Genomic DNA, 13,655 nt, shown 5'->3' on the forward strand with positions numbered 1-13,655 from the left:
GGAGTTCAGACCTCAGAAATAAAGTCTGTGGAAGTTACCAGACGGTTCCATATGAAGTAATCAAACACTTTTTTATTTAGGAGGTTCAGATTTTTGACCTTTTATCCAATAACACATATCGTTCTACATCGAGGTCGATCTCAGAAGAAACTAAACCACAGTTCCCCAGTAGAACACAGGATAAGGTGGTAGTTTAGCCCTGTCTTTTTTGTTCTATCTATCTTCACGTCTATGATTCAATTTTCTACCATTTCTCCCGATAATACGGAAAAATTCAATGCCTCTCAGCGTTCTAAATAGAAAAAGTCGCTAATTAGCGACTTGATTTGATTACATTTTTTTGTTTCACCTCATTTTTCTTTATCTCTTCAATTGTATAATCTCCTGTTCAGATAAACCAGTCACCTTCGCAATCGTAGCTAAATCCAAATTAAGTTTCAGCATATTTTTGGCCACTTCTGTAATACCTGCTTTTCGAGCCCCTTCAAGCATCGAGGCTTCGTCATGCAAATACTTCTGACGAGCCTCGTACAAACGACGAGCTTCTGAATCCTGGCTCAAAAATTGTAAGGTATCCATAGCCTTCTCTAATCCTGGTTCGTTCATCTTCAGCACCTCCCAATGTGTAGTATCCACACCCTTCAAAAACAACAACCAATTCTCAAGTCCACCTTGTAAAGGGATCACGTCATCTAATTTAGGTAATTCATAAGCGTTAAACCCGTTCGATCTTCCCTGAGATGGAATGTATTATGATATTCACGATTTTCTAAAAAAGCATAGTTTAAAATATTGATGGTGACACATTTTTTCAACTCCTGATACTTTTCACCCTCATGAAGTTGACTGGAATATCGTTTGCTCCAATAAAATAATGTCCGTTTCTCAATATCGTATTTATTAAATAATTGCATTTCAATGTCAATTAGTTTTCCCTCTGACGTTTTGGCATAAACATCAAAAATGGATTGCTTCTCGGTTTAAAAATGCCAACAATACGTCTTTGTTATTTTCACTGCCAAAAATACGTTTGAAAACAAAATCTACTCTGGGATCCAGTAAATCCATAACAGACAACTCCATTCTTTCTTCAGTTCCATTATACCAAAATCAAGCCGTCACAAGTATAATTTTAAGCAAATCACTCTCACCCAAAATTCATGAGTCTGAGTGAGAAAAACTGAATTGCTCGAGAGTCTTCTTGTCCTTGGCTCGGGACACAAACTTGTACCGATAAAACAAAAAAGCCGCTAAATAAATAGTGACTTTCAACGGAATATGTTATTTCCCCTAGAGAATCATCAAAATACACTAGTCACGATAATATGGTTCCATAACTCCTTTATTGTTTTTCCCTCAATTTTTGGATTTTGATATTAACTGTTCCACAGAGTCATATCTAAGTTGAACTTCTTCATTTTGTTTAACGCAATACCATCCATCTTCATTATAACTGATTAAAAAGTGGAAATCGTTTAAGTCAAACTCCACTTCATGTCCAAGATTTAAATCCTCAATAAACTCTTCATAACTGTACATACTGTCTCTCCTTTCATTGTCTCCAAGAGCTTCTAGGTTCTGTTTATTCGGGACTTTCGGATGTTCTTTAGGATTCCCATGATTCGTATAGTCAATATCTTTTTTTCATTTCCATTTTTGTCATAAAATCTTCTTTGAACAAGTTTACCTTCTTCGTCTATTCTATCTGCATATGAGTAAGGTTTTTGTTCCTTAGATGGGAGCTTGTTCGTTGCTTTCTTACCAGAATGAGATACTTTCTTAGCTGTTCCACTAGTCCCTTTTTTAAGGGATTTAAATATTGCTTTTTTAGCAGTTTTCTTAACTACTGCTTTTACAGTCTTTTTAGCAATTACTTTAACTACGAATACAATAAGAAAAATAATGAATGGATTATTTCCATCATCATCAACGAATGTAACTGGATTATTCAATCCATAGCTGTACCCATTTCGATTCAGCGGATTATCCAGATCTAAATCTTGTTCCGCGTCTAATGAAATAAAGGAACCTAGTTCCGGATTGTAGTTTCTGGACATCAGATAATATAATACAGACTCAGTATTATATCTATAACTAGCATAACGGTACGGGTTTTCATCCGCAATTGAACCACTTTGATTTAAAATATTCCCCCATGCGTCATATTCATACTGAGCTACTTCGTTTCCATTCTGATCCGTTAAACTAACGACATCTCCATGACCGCTCAAGTGGTAATAATAGGTATTACCATAATGGTAGCGGGACTGTATCTATCGAGTATACTTTGAGAGCTTCTGAGAAAAATAGCATACCAATCGCTGGTAACTATTCAAGTGCTACTAAAACAATAACTTTTTCCAATGTTCAAGCGGGTACTTATGCTTTGCAAATAAAAAATATTGGAACTACAACTGCTAGTGGATATGGATCAATCAATGATTAAGTAAAACAAGAAGGCCAAGAAGGCCAAGAAGGAGCCATTGTCGAAAACAATGGCTCCTTCTTTATGAAGTGAAATTACTATTTTGATGAACTTGATGGAACATCAGTATCAGTCAGGTTTTCATCATTTAAGGTTTTATTTAAGAGCAACGAATTGGGATAATTTTTAAGAAATTCAGCTTCATCTACTTTTAAAAAAAACTCGCCTTCAAAAATTAGTTGATTCGTATTAGGCCCGATTTGATCTAAATTTCTTGCTATCTCCGATTCCTTAAAGATACTTTGTTCATCTGCTCGTACGAACATGCCATGAGGTGTATATAGTTGACTATAATACCCTTTTGCGATTTTTGATTCTACGGATTCTACAGATTTCACGTTATTTGTTGAAAAATTAGTGTTAACAGGATTTTCATCTGTCTTATTTACGGTTTCCATTTCTGAATAGGTGTCTGCTTTCGAATTCGATATTAATGCCACTCCTGAAATAATAATCACTGCAAAGGCTATTAAATATATTTTTTTAAACATATTATCCTCGCCCTTCCTATAAAAACAATTATTTCCTACTTTAAAACATTATATTCACCCAAATGTTGAACGAATCGATAAGGTCTGTTAAGGAAAAGATTCAACTATAAAATGTTTTATTTTCCTAATTTTATTATACTAGCATTTAAAGTGCATGTGAACATCAGTTTACGATAAAATGCATTTCCTTACGCATTAAATCTCCAATTCTCCTCTAGGTATTATTATTTTCCATCCAACATGGACAACACGCCGGATAGCGATCGGGAGAATCAGAAGGTAAACCGTTCCATTTTGTTTCACCTGGAGGATATAAGAACTTGTTATCAAAGAAGGGCGTTGTTTGCTGAAGAGATACTGAAAAATGGTGAACGTGTAGCTGCCCCATTACATAGATATGAAGTAGAGTTATCTCACGGATGGTTCCCGGTCATTGACCTATCGTATATCTGAGTTCCGTTGAGTCTGTTGTGCCGAATAGCTGTACAATAATAAAGCCCGCCGGGAGTGAATCGGCGGGCTAACCTTTTCCTGCAGAAGTAGACCCAATGTCTACAATAATATGATATGTACCTCTTGAGAATAAGTGCAAATTTTAACTTGAATAAAAAATAATCTTCCTGTTAGTTTGAAATAAAGCAGCCGATCATTTTGGTCAGCTGCTTTATTTGTTGTATGAACTATCGTTTCCCGTTAGTTTAATGAGCCTCTATTATGCATTTGAATAATTAATCCAGACCACTCCTGGTTAACCACGGAACGAAGGAGTACCCCAAGTACCCGAACAAGAACTTCGGCTCGTGCTCCTAGTTTGTATCCTCCCATAGTTGAAAGGAAAAGAAGTATCTTTATATACTAAAAGTGAGACCTTTACATCTAAAGTAATCTTCTTCTTGTTTAACAAAAAGTTCATAACGTCTCTTTAACCATTTAAATGACCTACTCATGATGTTTGTAATTATACGTGTATGATTGATCCGGTAGGACGTCCAAATTTTTTTTAAAATAATCCCAACCTTTATTTCGCCTGGCACACTATATAATTGTCAGGAATTACAGATGCAACTATGGAGGCAAAAGATGGATTCAATTGGTAAAAACGGGAAAGAAGCGGCGGAAGCGATTCGAAGCTATGTCAAACCGATTTTCGGTTTTGCCTTAAATCGGGTCAAGCAGCGGGCCGAGGCGGAGGATCTGGCTCAGGAGATAATGCTGCAGTTGTTGAAATCCTTCTCTGGGGTGCGGGACATTAGAAACCTTGACGCTTACGTCTGGACGGTTGCCCGATACACTTGGGTGAATTGGTTGAAAAAGCGTGCGCACGCTCCCCAAGCGTTCGAAATCAACGGCATGTCCGAACTGTCTGCTGCCCCTTCCCGGGAGCCGCTTGACCGGCTGCTGGTAACCGAAGCTTACCGCGAGCTCCGCCGAGAAGTCGCGTTTCTGTCCGATATCCATCGCCGGATCGTGGTCATGCATTACTACGACGAGCTTAAAATCGGCGATATCGCGATTGCTCTGAACATTCCTGTCAACACAGTGAAGTGGCATTTGAGCGAGGCTAGAAAGAAGTTACGGAAAGGGATGAAACGTATGCGTGCAACAGGAACTTTAAGTGTCAATCCGGTCAGCATGGGGGAAATGGGCCATTCCGGTTCGGCCGGCAGACTGGGCGAAACCAACGATTTTCTTGGACGCGCCTTGGCGCAAAATATCGTTTACGCGGCTTATCACAAGGCGCGTACCGTACATCAAATCGCGGAGGAGCTCGGAATGCCGCCGTCTTTGCTGGAAGGCGAAGTCCGGCACCTGGCAGATTACAATTTTCTCATCCAAACCTCTCCCGGCAAATATCAAAGCAATACCATCGTCTGGGACCTCTTCGAGTTGGCCGTAGCCGGTCATCAATTTTGGCAAGATTGCGCCGCCGAAGTGGCCGATGTTCATTTTGACTCGTTAATGGAAGTTCGCCGGCAAGTCGAGGATAGCGGAGTGTACGTTCCGGACGGCGACTATAACTTCCTGCTCTGGACCTTGCTGCCCAAGAACGTCGAGGAGCAATCTTGGCGGAGCATGCCGGCGGGCGAAAACTTCGATGCGGTCGCACCAATGCGAAAGGACGGAGGTCAGTATATTGCCTATGCGGCGTTAAACCGGAGCCACAATGCCGATCCGGGTTTTGATTTGAGTAGTTACGTCACCTTCGGTCCGTCGCTCCGCTACGTCGAAGACACTCCCTTATACTTGTGGCAATTCAATACGTACTGGAGCGACCGCCAGATGGATTGGCGTTTCCTGGAATACCGGAATGTCGAGATTTGTCATGCGTTCCAACAAGGGGAACTGCCCGAAAACGAAGAGAACGCCGAGCAATACTCGTTCCTGCTGGAGAAGGGGTACATCCGCAAGACGGAGGAGGGGTACAAGTTCAATGCGGTTTGGATCGACTCTCCGCAAACGTTGGATCGGTTGAACAAGGCAATGCCGGATTTGTCCGCTCTGTATGCGCCTGCTGTCGGCAAGCTCTACGACAAAATGCTCAACCTGTTCCTGCAAAATCAGCCGAAGCATTTGGAGCCGCAGCTTGCTTACATGGTGAGAGGCAACACCGGCGGAGGCCGGCTTGTCGCTTATATTTTGAAGCATTTGATCGATAACGGGAAGTTGAAACCGCCGTTGCCGCACCAGCAGAAGACGATTTCAACCTGGATGGGGCCGGTCAAGTAAGTCGGTTCGGAAATGTATACGAAGAATGGCCGTTCCCGGGCGGTGGCCATTTTTACACAAAACTCTGTCTGTCCAACGAAGTAAGTAGGACATCGCTATTTCACCACGGCCCCCTCCTGAACGTATGAAAATGATTAAAAACTACCCATGACGCATGTGCGTCATGGGTAGTTTTTAATCGCAATCGTATCTGCCGGATTTCTCCTTTACCTTACGATTTTTAATCTTTCTTGTGCGCAACCAACCGTGAGAGGCCAGATGCTCCACTACTCGGCAGATCTATTCAGCAAAACTGCCCGTTAGTTGAATGAATTTACGGGCAATATTGAATTTACATGGTTCCAATGTTATTGTTCTTCAAATCCATTAAAGCAACAATTGTGCAACCTTATTTAAATATACCGCTATAGTTATCATCATTGGAACAATCACATTTCTCTAACCAACACCAATATTCCTTACCTAGGATAGGACGGTATGCTTTAACTGAATAACTGAACTTCTTAGTTCTTTCTCTTGTTCTAGGTAAGCACACAACGCTTGAATAACCGACCTCTTTGGATTAGTCTGAGCAATTTCACTATTCAACAATTGAAAAATCTCCTGCAATTCCTTACGGCGTTCAGCCCCCCCCTTCCAGGCCTCAATGATAGCAATCACTCTGCTGAGCAACTCTTCGGTGATCCGTTTTTTTTCTCCATTCCAGTCATTTGAGCCTGAATGAATAAATGTATCATATGCGCTTTGCCCGAGCAGCCCATTCGAACCTAACTTGGACATGTGGTTGACTAACGCATCCATTTTATCAACGATAAACCAAGCTGTATCCTCAATGGACAATAGATTCTCTTCGGAGATGACGCGCTGCAGATAATCTTTAATAAAAGACCGGTAAATAAAGATTAAATCCCAGAGAAACGGCTTAATTATAGGGCCGTAGACTTCTAAAAGCCATGATCTGTGCCACTCCATCATTCGCTCGCGAACGTGATTTCTCAATTTGCGGAATGTTTCGTACTGCGTAATTGGTAGATCAATGAAATCCACCATAATATGACGATATTCCATGAAATACTGAAAACGAAATACAATCTGATCCACTAGTCTCTCCTGAGAGCTTCCCTTTCCGATATCTTTCAAACGTTCAGCCCGATCAAAATAAGCCATTTGGCAATGGTCGAAAACCTCACACAACAAATCCTCTTTAGAAGGGAAATATTTGTAAACGGAGCCCTTTGCTATGGAACAGTCCTGGGCGATTTCCTGAATGGATGTTCCCAGGTAACCTTTTTCTTTAAACATTTTAGAAGCCGAATAAATAATATCTTGCTTCGTTACGCTCATGCTCAAGCATCCCCTCTTGACAACTTTGAACCTATAGTACAAAATTATGAACACCAAGTCAATAAATAAAAGTTCAATTTTATGAACTAACTATTAAGGATAAACAAGTTGGAATTGGAGTGTGATTAACATGAAAGAGCATTTATATCAATTTTCTAAAACGGCATTAATCGTAATCGACTTGCAGAAATGGATCGGAAACCAGTACGCCCCTCATTCAGCAGAACAAGTTGTCGAACGTGCCGCTGTTATGGTTCAAACTTTCCGCGAGGTTGGTGCCTTCGTTGGACTCGTACGTGTTTCTTCGAAAGATTTCAAAGATATGCCCCATCCGCTGCTGGATCAAGAACCTCCAGCAATCAATCTGGTACCTGGATGGGATGAAATTGTACCTGAAATTGGAGTCACTACTAACGACCATCTAATTACTAAGCGTCAGTGGGGTGCATTTTACGGGACGGATCTGGATCAGCAGTTACGCCGGAGAGGCATTACTACGATCATACTCTGCGGAATTGCTTCAGGGATTGGGGTTGATACAACTGCGCGAGAAGCATTTGCTCATGGGTATCAAGTGATTTTTGCAATAGACGCAATGACCGGATTCAGTGAGGCAGAACATGAGCACGTAAGCAAAGTCATCTTTCCACGTATCGGACGAATCCGCACTACCGACGAGATTCTCGCTTGTGCAGCGCTTCAATCTAGATCCACATAAAAGAACTTAATAGATGAGAGGTCCGACAACAAGCACGCATCGGTAATGATACCATGTAAATTTTTACGACAACACCCTTCATTCTAAGTTAAAGCAAAGGCACGCAACCAGGTACCTTTGCTTTGTTTTGCGTTACTTTTCTAATCTGTTGGCACTTAGATCACTACCTAATTTTAGTTGGTCCACTATTCTATGTAACCCTATCTAGAGTTTAATAATTGTTCCATGTACAGAGCTATCTTCGTCTGCTAAAAACACGGATTATTTAAGCCATTAAATAAATTGGACGTCCGTCGATTTTCTGGAGCAGAAAGCTTTTGGTCCTCTCATTAGTCTAGCATTAAGTACAATAAGCTCTAGATCGTTGATGATTGGTTAGCCGCGCTATAAAATCAATAAGCCCAAATTCATACCATAAATAAAAATGGTGTCGAGGATAATGTTCACAACAGCAGCAACAAATACCCTGAATGGCTGTTTTAGAATATCCTTGTGATGCAATTAACCTATCTAATCCCAGAGAAATGAGTACACCTAAAGTTCCAAAAAGGTAAATGTTTAAAATTACATGAGCGAATGATAAAATCTCATGACTGGCACCAAATAGTTTTAAAAATGATGCATTAAATAGTAGAAACACAGTTATTATTAGCATCGATGCCATGAGTAGCATAGAGAAACGAAACCAAGCAAGTCTTCCTCTTTATTATGTTCCCTTTCTCCAATTTTTATAGAAGCTAACGGAGCACCACCGATTCCAAATAAAACTGCTCAGGAAGATCCTATCAAATACGCTCACAATATAAGGTGAAAATATCGTCTCTGGCAATGCCAACAAAGCAAAAATTTTAACGAATAAATGTACAATTATCAATTAGCCCATTTCAAATGTCTTGTTATGAACTATACCTTAATAAAAGAACCTTGAAGGCAATTGGCCCATCAAGGTTAAAAAAACATAAACTAACCTGTATAAATTAACTCATTTATACGGGTCCCATTCTCCAGTTACAAACCTACTATTGACTGCTTGTCTTGCGCCACAAAAATTCTAGTTAAGGTCCATACTGGCGAGCACGCGTGCGACTGCGGCTACTGTCGCATGCACATCGGCGTCCGACGTGCGCCAGTTGACAACGCTGATTCGCATTGCACTCCGCCCTCTCCAAACTGTGCCGCTGAAAAATGCCGTTCCTTCCGCGTTGATAGCGGCAATCACTGAGGTGGTGCGAGCGTCATGATCTTCTTCTGAAGCATTGATTTTTGGCGAGAGGAACCTGACCAGTGCTTGGTTCAGCGTGGGTGCAAAAACCAACTCGGCGCCCTGCAACGCTGAGATACCGCTCGCAAGAGCTGCGGCATGATCACAACTCCGTTCAATGAGCTCGGCCACGCCAACTCTGCCAAGCTCACGCAACGCTGCATAAACCGCAAAGCCTCGTGCGCGTCGAGTCCAATCAGGCGTCCAGTTAATTTGGTCGCGTGTTTCCGCATCATGGGTCAGATAGACTGCACTAATCCCCATTGCTGCGCGATGTGCATCGGAATCAGTAATTAGGGCTATTCCATTGTCCTTCGGTGTATTAAGCCACTTATGCGCATCCGTCGCCCATGAATGCGCCAGTTCGATTCCTGCCAGTTTGCTTCGATGTTTTCCACTTGCTCGCGCCCAAAGTCCAAATGCACCGTCGATATGCACCCATGCCCCAGCTGCTCGCGCGATAGGGATAAGTTCACTGAAAGGATCGATTGCGGCTACGTTAAGATCCGCTGCGTCAAGAATAACAATCGTTGGGCTGTCAGAAGCTTTAAGTGCTGTGGACAGCACATCTGCTGTGACACGCGCGTCATCGTCGGTTGTGAGAGGAACCAAGGCAGCTGTTCCGATACCGAGGAAGCGCAGAGCGCGTTCGATACTTCCATGACGCTGTTCAGACGCCAGAATACGGATTGAGGGAGCTCCGTTCAACCCGTCCAGCTCCACATTCCACCCCCTATCTCGAAGGAGCGCATGACGTGCTGCGGCGAGACAAGTGAAGTGCGCCATCTGGCAGCCGGTGGTAAATGCGAACGAAGCTGTGCTAGGCAAATCAAGTACCTCCTTGACCCATGCTCCGGCTATCTCTTCCACTACAGAAGCGGCAGGCCCGCAAGCATATAGAGCTGCGTTATTGTCCCAAGTGGAAGTAAGCCAATCGGCTGCAAGTGCTGAAGGTAGTGCACCGCCAATCACCCATGCAAAAAAACGGCCCCCTGCAGAGCCCAAATGTCCTCCTTCGGTGGCAGCCACCAACTCGTCAATCACCCGTTCGGCGGGAATGCCATCATCGCCAAGTGGAATGCCCAATCGACGACGTAATGTATCTGTGTCTGTAGTTGCGCCGACAGACTGGCTGTCCAATTTGTTGAGAAAATCTACAGCATGAACCTGGGTACGCTCAAGAAGAGAGCGGAAATTTTCATTCAGGTCATTACTATCCGTTTGTGTTTTTTTTATCAAAATAAAAACCCCCAGTACAGTAAGAATTTAAGACAAAGTTATTTTAACACTACCATCCTTTTGATATCTTGCTCATCAATTCGCTCTCCTCACACTATGCTTATATCTCTCAATAGCAGCTTAAGCTAGCTACAAATTTCTGCAATATGACAATAAAATCATGGCAACTATTACTTTAGCCGAATTTCACCATTTCAATTCGTACTGATTTCCCCTTATTCGCTGAATAACATTTATTTTATCGACCGGGACCCTACACGTTAAGCTAAATTAAGAGATTAAAACCGATTAGATATATTCCAAATCGGTAATGGGAACATGTTCTTGTCCATTTCGGCAATCGGTACAAGTTCTTGTCCTATGCTCGGGACACGAGCTTGTACCGATAAAATAAAAAAAGCCGCTAAATTAGCGACTTCAATGGAAATATGTTCTTGTCCCTCGACAGATGCTGTCAATAATGTAATATCGTAGTAGATTTTAGTAAGTTGCTTGGTTACTCTATAATTTTATATACTTCATTCATAAAACTTGGGTTCTTATCAATCAATTATTACCACTTTCTGCGGGTCATCTAAAAATTGAAACATCGTTTGGATCTGGTTAGAAGTATTTCTCTCAAGTGACAGTGTAGGGATCTCCTTTTTATCAAAGAAACCGACCTCAAGAGTTTCAAGACCCCCTTTGGGATCGCCCGAAACAATCTCACACTGAATAAAAATTTTATATACATGATACTGTTCTGGTGGATGATCATGAAATTTTTTATCAAGTACAGCCAGTATTCGTTTCGAGGTAGTAATGAACCCTGATTCTTCCTCTATTTCTTTAACTACTACTTCGGAAGGAGAATAGCCAATGTCAGCCCAACCACCTGGTAACGCCCATGCGTTATCAGCCTTTTCTCTTACTAAGAGTATTTTACCTTCTTGAAAAACAACACCACGTATATCTACCTTAGGGGTAGCATAACCCGTTTCACTTCCAAAGTGTAGTTTAATCTTCTCCATTCCTACATTAGTATAATTCTCAAGAATTTCAATACTAAGGGCTCTTAATTCTTCATATCGCTCAAGATCATATACATCTTTCGAATAAGTCAAACCTGTTTGTGCGATGGCTTGAATCCTCTTAACCCAATCAAGCCATTCACTACCTGAACTCATGGTCTTCTCCTACCTTTCGCAATTTGACAACATGTCATTATATTCGGATATGAGTAGACTCAAGATTTCTTCAACAGGCATGCCGGCTGAAATATGAGTTCTATTCCAATTGATTCTTGAGAAAACCTCTGAATAGCAATTATTTAAAATTTCTAGATTATCTAAACTTTCTAGATGATGAATCGGGGGGGAAGGTCTTTCTGTTAACCTTTGATAAGCTTTTATGGGCTCGATATCAATAAAATAACTTATGGTAGGGTGGGGAAAATGGGAAATCAAACTTATCATAGGCTCAATATTGGCATTGTAATGAAGACCTTGAGCAAGTATATCATATACATATCTATCCAGCACAATTATCTTATTAGACTGATTTTGAAGTTTTTTATTCAATGTATCCAACCAATCAATTAAAATACCGTAAATATACACATTACCATTCATATTTGGGATATATGAGAACGGATCACCAAACTCATTTTCGCAATATTTTTTCATTATCTCATTAACAACATAATCCGGCTTGCAGTATTCGGAGTTATATCCTCTTTCAAAAAGAGCTGCGGCTAATTTTTGAGCATACGTTGTTTTTCCTGAACCATCAATCCCAGAAAAAGAAATAATAATTGCATCCACCACCTTATAAGATTAAAGCCCCTTGAATAACTCGATTATTTTCAGTATCCGTAATAAGCAGATCGCCGTTGATAGCGATTTCAATCCAACGAGCAGCACATAGCTTCTTAAGGGGAAGCTTATCGGGAAATATCATTTTTACTACTTTACCATACCAGTTATCATCTTTTATTAGATATACTAACCTCTGGTTTGCTGTATCCATAACTAAAAAACCTTTTAAATAAGGCATCACAAACCTAGGTCTATTAAACGTGTGCCACTTTCTATCTTCCATTGAATAAAAACCGTTTATTTCTTCACGTTTTTGATCAACCGTTATCAAAATGATTTCGCTTTTGCCAGAATTCGCTATCACTATTCCTTTTGAAAAGTACTTAGCAGAATGGGGGTCGTCTAGATTTGCCCAGATTCTTAACAGTTTTCCGTTTTGATTAAGTTCGACAATCTCGTTATTGCTTGTCAAGGTAATAAGTAGGTTCCCAGTCTTACGTTCAACTTCAATATGGTGGGGATCACCCAAACTATTAAGCTGGCCATCATGATTATAGTCATTAAATGAACCTGTAGTAGTATATGTAGATAAATTTACTACAAGGACTCTATTATTCAAACCATCTCCGATAACTATTTCATTAGAGTTTTGAGGGTTAACTACTCCACATCTAGGCCAATATAACTTTGAACCTGCAAGTGAAGAACAGAAGTTTGAAGTACCAGATTGTTTGTTGTAAAAACAAAAATTATTTTTGTGAGTGTTTGCAATAATCCAATAATTATTAACTTCCTGGATACTTCTTGGATAAGTAAGAAGGTGCTTTTCGACAGGTGAGTGCCCTATTTCATTTACTATCTTACCTGAAAAGTCTACGGTTATAATTCTTTGATTTTTTGAATCTGCGATGACTGTCCTGCCATCGGCCAACCGTCTTGCACATGTCGGCTTCCACAACAAACCGTCAATTGATCCAAGTTCTCCGGCATTACCGTATTGCCACACTATATTGCCTTCTAAATCAATTTCAATGACCCTAGAATTTATTGAATCACAAATTAATATGGTTCGGCTTTGATGAATATAGACGGAAAACATAGGAACGTTTAATTGTTCTTTGTCTCCAGGTCTGTTTTTGATTCCGAAAGATGTGACTAACTTGCCGCTATTACTCAACAAGAATACTTGTTGAGTTTTCCTCATGGTAAGAAGAACACCATCTTCTAGTAATTGTATAGTTTCTGGATCGATATCAAGGATAACTGGATAATGATAGGTCTCTGTTTTAGTGGTAATCTTTAAATTCTCTCTCCATTCAACCTTTAAAATATCAACCCCATACTCTAATGCTACCCCATTATTATTCATGATTATAGGGTTCTTCAATCCAGGTCTACCAATATTCCGATGGGCAACTCGTTTTAGAGAACCACTTAATTCGTAATCTCCATTGATATCAACAACATAGCTTATTTTATCATTGCTTGTTTCAAAATAGATAGGTTCTTCAAAAACTGATTCTTCATTGTACACTCTAGGATATAAAGGTCCAAAATCAAACTTATATTCAAACTTCAAAATGCCCATTCCTTT

12 protein-coding genes and 1 pseudogene are annotated in these 13,655 nt (G+C 40.5%); 3 read left to right on the plus strand and 10 right to left on the minus strand.

Annotated features, from left to right (window positions below):
- Positions 1 to 360 precede the first annotated feature (360 nt).
- The 3 genes and pseudogenes from BLS14_RS30370 to BLS14_RS30380 form a co-directional block, all read right to left on the minus strand.
- Positions 361 to 1,083, minus strand: a pseudogene (locus BLS14_RS30370) (Rpn family recombination-promoting nuclease/putative transposase).
- A 273-nt stretch (positions 1,084 to 1,356) separates the two neighbouring features.
- Positions 1,357 to 1,539, minus strand: a complete 183-nt coding sequence (locus BLS14_RS30375; protein ID WP_090955579.1) for a hypothetical protein — start codon at positions 1,537 to 1,539, stop codon at positions 1,357 to 1,359.
- A 32-nt stretch (positions 1,540 to 1,571) separates the two neighbouring features.
- The gene (locus BLS14_RS30380; protein WP_143021610.1) at positions 1,572 to 2,231 is read right to left on the minus strand and encodes an RHS repeat domain-containing protein; all 660 of its coding nucleotides are present in this window, start codon (positions 2,229 to 2,231) and stop codon (positions 1,572 to 1,574) included.
- Between the two features lie 56 nt (positions 2,232 to 2,287).
- Between BLS14_RS30380 and BLS14_RS32870 the strand changes: the two genes are divergently transcribed.
- On the plus strand, positions 2,288 to 2,446 hold the full coding sequence (locus tag BLS14_RS32870; RefSeq protein WP_176854865.1) for a hypothetical protein: 159 nt from the start codon (positions 2,288 to 2,290) through the stop codon (positions 2,444 to 2,446).
- Positions 2,447 to 2,523: 77 nt separating this feature from the next.
- Here the strand turns inward: BLS14_RS32870 and BLS14_RS30385 are convergent, their stop codons facing one another.
- Positions 2,524 to 2,976 (minus strand): hypothetical protein, encoded by a 453-nt coding sequence (locus tag BLS14_RS30385; RefSeq protein ID WP_090955583.1) that lies wholly within the window; start codon positions 2,974 to 2,976, stop codon positions 2,524 to 2,526.
- 1,080 nt (positions 2,977 to 4,056) lie between these two features.
- Between BLS14_RS30385 and BLS14_RS30390 the strand changes: the two genes are divergently transcribed.
- Entirely contained in the window at positions 4,057 to 5,703 is a 1,647-nt protein-coding gene (locus BLS14_RS30390) for an RNA polymerase sigma factor (RefSeq protein ID WP_176854867.1), read from the plus strand.
- A 462-nt stretch (positions 5,704 to 6,165) separates the two neighbouring features.
- Here the strand turns inward: BLS14_RS30390 and BLS14_RS30395 are convergent, their stop codons facing one another.
- Entirely contained in the window at positions 6,166 to 7,047 is an 882-nt protein-coding gene (locus tag BLS14_RS30395) for a TetR/AcrR family transcriptional regulator (protein WP_090955587.1), read from the minus strand.
- Between the two features lie 130 nt (positions 7,048 to 7,177).
- Here BLS14_RS30395 and BLS14_RS30400 point away from each other — a divergent pair, with 130 nt between their 5' ends.
- Complete coding sequence (locus BLS14_RS30400) at positions 7,178 to 7,765, plus strand: isochorismatase family protein (RefSeq protein ID WP_090955589.1); 588 nt, start codon at positions 7,178 to 7,180, stop codon at positions 7,763 to 7,765.
- A 340-nt stretch (positions 7,766 to 8,105) separates the two neighbouring features.
- Here BLS14_RS30400 and BLS14_RS33655 read toward each other — a convergent pair whose 3' ends face one another.
- The 5 genes from BLS14_RS33655 to BLS14_RS30425 form a co-directional block, all read right to left on the minus strand.
- Positions 8,106 to 8,438: an MATE family efflux transporter gene (locus BLS14_RS33655; RefSeq protein ID WP_090955591.1), complete on the minus strand. Its 333-nt coding sequence runs from the start codon at positions 8,436 to 8,438 to the stop codon at positions 8,106 to 8,108.
- Between the two features lie 378 nt (positions 8,439 to 8,816).
- Positions 8,817 to 10,265 carry a pyridoxal phosphate-dependent decarboxylase family protein gene (locus tag BLS14_RS30410; protein WP_218133148.1) on the minus strand — a complete coding sequence of 483 codons (1,449 nt, stop codon included), beginning with the start codon at positions 10,263 to 10,265 and terminating at the stop codon, positions 8,817 to 8,819.
- Positions 10,266 to 10,807: 542 nt separating this feature from the next.
- Complete coding sequence (locus BLS14_RS30415) at positions 10,808 to 11,431, minus strand: NUDIX hydrolase (RefSeq protein ID WP_090955593.1); 624 nt, start codon at positions 11,429 to 11,431, stop codon at positions 10,808 to 10,810.
- Between the two features lie 9 nt (positions 11,432 to 11,440).
- On the minus strand, positions 11,441 to 12,067 hold the full coding sequence (locus BLS14_RS30420) for a nucleoside/nucleotide kinase family protein (protein ID WP_176854872.1): 627 nt from the start codon (positions 12,065 to 12,067) through the stop codon (positions 11,441 to 11,443).
- 4 nt (positions 12,068 to 12,071) lie between these two features.
- A complete protein-coding gene (locus BLS14_RS30425; protein ID WP_176854875.1) occupies positions 12,072 to 13,649 on the minus strand; it encodes an NHL repeat-containing protein in 1,578 nt (525 codons plus the stop codon).
- Positions 13,650 to 13,655 lie beyond the last annotated feature (6 nt).

Origin of the sequence: Paenibacillus sp. OK060, assembly GCF_900101205.1 — a bacterium.
Taxonomy (GTDB): domain Bacteria; phylum Bacillota; class Bacilli; order Paenibacillales; family Paenibacillaceae; genus Paenibacillus; species Paenibacillus marchantiae.